We start from the raw sequence: 309 nt of genomic DNA, 5'->3' as shown, positions 1-309 counted from the left end.
CTTCTCCCGAGTTCTCTCAAGCGCCTTAGAATACTCATCTCGCCCACCTGTGTCGGTTTGCGGTACGGTCTCGTATGACTGAAGCTTAGAGGCTTTTCTTGGAACCACTTCCGATTGCTACGTGCACTAGTGCACTCGTCCCACTCCCTTGAATTACGCACCCGGATTTGCCTAAGTGCCTTCTATGAAGCAGAAACTGACTATTCCAACAGTCAGACAACCTTCCGCGATCCGTCCCCCCATCGCATCATACGACGGTGCAGGAATATTAACCTGCTTCCCATCAGCTACGCATCTCTGCCTCGCCTT

At 52.1% G+C, this 309-nt stretch carries 1 rRNA gene; it reads right to left on the bottom strand.

Annotated features, from left to right (window positions below):
• Positions 1-309: ribosomal RNA gene (locus tag GTP46_RS29240) — 23S ribosomal RNA — on the bottom strand; the annotation flags it as partial.

The sequence above is a fragment of the Duganella flavida genome, from assembly GCF_009857445.1.
Lineage (GTDB): Bacteria > Pseudomonadota > Gammaproteobacteria > Burkholderiales > Burkholderiaceae_D > Rugamonas > Rugamonas flavida.
Note: the sequence above shows the minus strand (reverse complement) of the source record. Positions and strands in the feature narration are given on the sequence as shown.